Raw genomic sequence first — 4,755 nt, forward strand, 5'->3', positions numbered from 1 at the left:
TAGACCACGTTCCGTCAGCTGCCGCTTTCACTTCTTTGGAAGCTACTTTTTCACCATCTGCCAAGAGATTAACCGTAATATATTTCGGACGTTTACCATCTTGGTTATTAGCGTCATCCCAGTTCTTTGTGGCTTTAATATCAATTGTTTCTGGTGTGTATTTATTGGTAATAGTAAAGCCTGTCTTAGCATCTCCGCTAATTTCAGTTGTATAACCAGCTACTGAACTCACTTCAACTACTTTATAATCAATCGGAGCTCCACCTTTATCTGCATCTAAATCCGTGAAGTTACCTGCCCAGCCATTGGCTTCTGATAGTTCAAGAGTTTTATCTGTATCTTGACCGTCTGCCAAGAGTTTAACAGTAATCTTAGTTGGACGTTTGCCATCTTGATTATCAGCATCATCCCAGATTTTTTTCACTGGAATTTGCGTTTTAGCTGGTGTGTATTTGTTAGTGAAGACAAGATCTTTCGCTTCTTTCGAAACCGTTGCTTTTAATTCAGTAGCACTGATTTTTTCAACCTTGACTTCTACTTCTCGAACAGTCTTATCATAAGTTACCCCAGTTTCTGTTCCTTCAACTTCTGAGATAGTATACTTATGCGTTCCTACTTGGTTTTCATCGTAAGTCAATTCGTCAAAAGCAAAGTTTCCGTCCACATCATTAGTAACAGTTTGAACGACACTGCCATCTGTCTTTTTCAGGACAAAGTTATATTTGCCTGCTTCCAGTGTTTTACCTTCTAGCACTTTCTTACCAGCAATTTTTACTTTGGTTGCTGGTGCTGGTGTGTATTTGTTAGTGAAGACAAGATCTTTCGCTTCTTTCGAAACCGTTGCTTTTAATTCAGTAGCACTGATTTTTTCAACCTTGACTTCTACTTCTCGAACAGTCTTATCATAAGTGATTCCTGCTTCAGATCCAGCAACTTCTGAGATGGTATACTTGTGAGTTCCCACTTGGCTCTCATCATATGAGATTGGTGAGAAGGTCACTGTTCCATCTGCAGCGTTGGTTACTGTTTCGACAACAGTTCCGTCTGCTTTCTTCAAGACAAAGCTGTATTTACCTGCTTCAAGAGTTTTACCTTCAAGAACTTTCTTAGCTCCGAGAGTAATGGATGTGTCACCTGCTGGGGTGTATTTGTTTGTAAATACAAGATCTTTTGCTTCTTTTGAGGCAGTTGCTTTCAATTCAGTTGCGCTTACTTTTTCAACCGTTACTTCAACTTCTTGAACGGTCTTATCGTAAGTGATTCCTGTTTCAGATCCAGCAATTTCAGAGATAGTGTACTTGTGAGTTCCTACTTGGCTCTCATTATATGAGATTGGTGAGAAGGTCACTGTTCCATCTGCAGCGTTGGTTACTGTTTCGACAACAGTTCCGTCTGCTTTCTTCAAGACAAAGCTGTATTTACCTGCTTCAAGAGTTTTACCTTCAAGAACTTTTTTCGCACCAAGAGTAACGGATGTGTCACCTGCTGGGGTGTAGACATTATTGAAGGTTGTGCTATTAGCTGTACCATCACTGCTGTATTCAACAGCCGCATGCAATTTACCTTGACCATCATCGGTTACAGTTACTTTAGCTGTGACGGTCTTAGCATCGTAGGTGATACCATTCTCCGTTGTGCCAGCTTTTACTTCCTTGATGGTGTAAGTGTAAGTACCTGCTTCATCAAATGTCAACTCTGAGAATTTAACTTTTCCGTCAGCACCATTCTTCGCTTTTTCAACGTTACCAACTTGGTCTGTCAATGTAAATTCGAACATGTTAGCTTCGAGATTGCGATTACTTAGTTTCTTATCTACTTCAAGAACAGCTTTGGCATTTTCAGCCTTATAGGTGTTTTCGAAAGTGCTGTCGTTATTGTCATAGGTAACAGTTGCTTCAAGCGCTCCCTTACCGTTGTCAACAACTTTGATCGTTACTTCGATAGTCTTGTTAGAATAAGTGATTCCTTTATCAGTTGTCCCAGCATTCTTTTCAACGATGGTGTAATGATAAGTGTCAGCTTTATTGAATTCTAAATCTTCAAACTTAATGTTTCCAGTTGCATCATTTGTTGTTGTTTGAATTGGATCTGTACCATTTTTCTCAAACAAGGCAAATTCGAATTCCCCACCTTGAAGCTGAATTGGCTTATCAGTGTTCTTGTTGATGAATGATTTCGTCGCAGCAACAGGCACTTTAACCTTGGTAGCTTTGTAGGTATTTGTGAATGTCTGAATTCCGTCATCTGTAATGGCATCAATAGCCCCAGAGATTGGAGGTACGAGATTTGAACCAGCAGCTACAGATGAGAAATCAGCAATAGGAGCTGTTAGAGCTGAAATGGCAAAATTTTCAACCCATGCAACCAGCTGACCTCTTCCATTATCATAGACGTGTACGGTGACACGAACTGTTCTCGCATCATGGGTCACCCCATCAATGGTTTGACCAGCATTTGCTTCCACAATCGTGTACTGGTAATGTCCTTCTTGTGTAAAAGGGATATCTTTAAAGACTACATCACCATTTGCATCATTCTTAGCTCTTTGAACTTCTTGCCCATCTTTATCTCTCAAGATAAACTCAAATTCATTCGCTTGAAGAGGTGTTGGACGACCACCAGTCAATTCTTTTTTGACTTTAATGTCCGCCTCAGTTGGTGAAGTGCTATAGGTATTTGTAACAGTAAGACCCGCTGTTTGGTTAGCGGTGTAACCGTCTACTGTAGTGACAAGATTGCCATCTTTATCAACTTCTTTCACACTATAAGTGTATTTCACACCGTGCTCATCAGTCGCAGGAAGGTCTGTCCATTCGACAGTTCCATTTGTTTTTGGAACTTCTTTCTTCTCAACACCAGCCACTTCTTCTTCAACTCCACCTTCTGGTGTACGGTACAATTTGAAATAGACTGTTGGACGAACATGTTCCTGACCACCAACCCAGACTTTCTTAGCCGTCACGTTTGTTTTTGGAACTTCGTAAGTATTGGTTACTTGAGTCTTGTCTGCATTGTAAGATACAAGGTAGTTGTTCTCTCCTGCTTTGACTTTCTCTCCTTCTTTCAGAGGAAGACCCGTCTGATCTTCAAGTTCGCGAACAGAATAAACTAGCTTGCTTCCATCAACATCACGTTCAGGAAGTTGATTTTTCCACTTATAAGTGTAGACACCGTTCGACACGGTTACTTCAGGGGTGTAGTTCCCAGTAACAGGTTTTGCATCTGCAACAGTTTGTCCTTCTTTGTGCACATACAAGCCAAGCTTAACTTTTTTGTAGTCAGTTGCTTTTCCGTTTACCCATGTCTTGGTCGCTTCAAAGTCAACTGTCACACGTTTGTTAGAGATATTGAGGGGAACACCTTTTCCATCTTTCATCTCAACTGTAAATTCTTGACTGTTCACCTGATAGCCTGGTTTCGGAGTCTTTTCTTTAACGATATACTCACCATCATTAAGATGATCTGAAACGGCAATCCCGTCCGCATCAGTTGTTACTTCCTGAACTTTAACCCTGTCACTTTTTCGTAGGATTTCAAAGACAACGCCTGCCAACTTAACATCTGCATCAGCTTCGTCGAATTTAGTGATTTTGATCTTTCCAGCGATATCAGCAGTAATAGTCGCACCTACGGCTTTAACCGTTTTAAGAGTTGAAGAGTGCTCGGTTCTTGTTTCGATTGTGTTTTCCCGTTTTTTCCAAATTAATTGAGGTTCGTTATCTAACAAGTATTGAGCGGAGTTTTCCACCTCTGAGGTATCTGCTGGCGATGTGGTGAGATATCTTAGGTAAAAACTCTTGGTACCCATATTGGTCGGCATAAGCAATTCAAAGCCACGTTTACCATTGACAAAAGTCAGCAAGGCCGTGTTGTCTGGATCCTTTTTATACTCCTCAGGATCCATTGTTATTTTATACACTTTAATCCTAGTCTTCAAAGCAGCATAGTTGGTATCTGTCGTCTCGTACTCTACTTCAGATAGTTCAAAGGAACTTTCAATATAAGACATAAAGGCTCCTAAGCCGATATTATCTGTAATTTTAATAGTGTGGTTCCCCATATCCGTCTTAGAACGGTTAATCCGCACATGCCATGTAATTCTAGGTAATTTCGGATCATTGATACCACTTTTAAAAACCAGTTCGCCTTCATGGGGGGTCTTAGGATACTTTTTTACCTCAAAAGTTATTTCAGATTTACTGCCTCCTGGTAAAATGTAAGTGACCGTCTTAGTCACTCCTTCAACTGTTTGTTTTGCAGTCGCAGTAAAGCTCCCACGGATATGTTGTTTCCCCTGAACTGCTTCATTGAAAGTAAAGACAAGACGATGATTGGCTTTTTCTACCTGAACCGTCCCCATCTTCGTATTTGAATTTGAATCAATTAGATCCAAGGTTCCATCTTCTAAATCCAAATTTTCAGGGGCCTTTACGATAAAGTAATCTCCAGGCTTAATCTCGTTCGCCTGTACACCAGGGAATGAGAAGTCGCCCGAGTATTTTAGTTCAACAGTTTTTGTGCTTGGACCGATAATAATGTGTGAGTCACTCCCAGTTTCAGCAACTGTGACTTTCAAATTCTCGAATTTAGCCTTATCGGTAACATCAGCAGCAGAAACCCGCTGGACATTCCAAAATCCTAGAAAAGCAAAAATCATTAGCAATGACAAAAAGAAACTCATCCACTCTTTTAGCCTCATAATCAATCTCTCCTTCTTTCATAAACAAAACTAAAAGAACACCTATCCTTTTAGTC

The 4,755-nt window shown here is 40.4% G+C and carries 1 protein-coding gene; it reads right to left on the reverse strand.

The features are described 5' to 3' along the window. Window positions 1-4,699 (reverse strand): Spy0128 family protein (locus IYQ23_RS09340; RefSeq protein ID WP_195674723.1); only part of this gene is annotated, 4,699 nt, incomplete at its 3' end. Between the last annotated feature and the right edge of the window lie 56 nt (window positions 4,700-4,755).

Source organism: Streptococcus sp. HF-100 (assembly GCF_015594635.1).
Lineage (GTDB): Bacteria > Bacillota > Bacilli > Lactobacillales > Streptococcaceae > Streptococcus > Streptococcus vaginalis.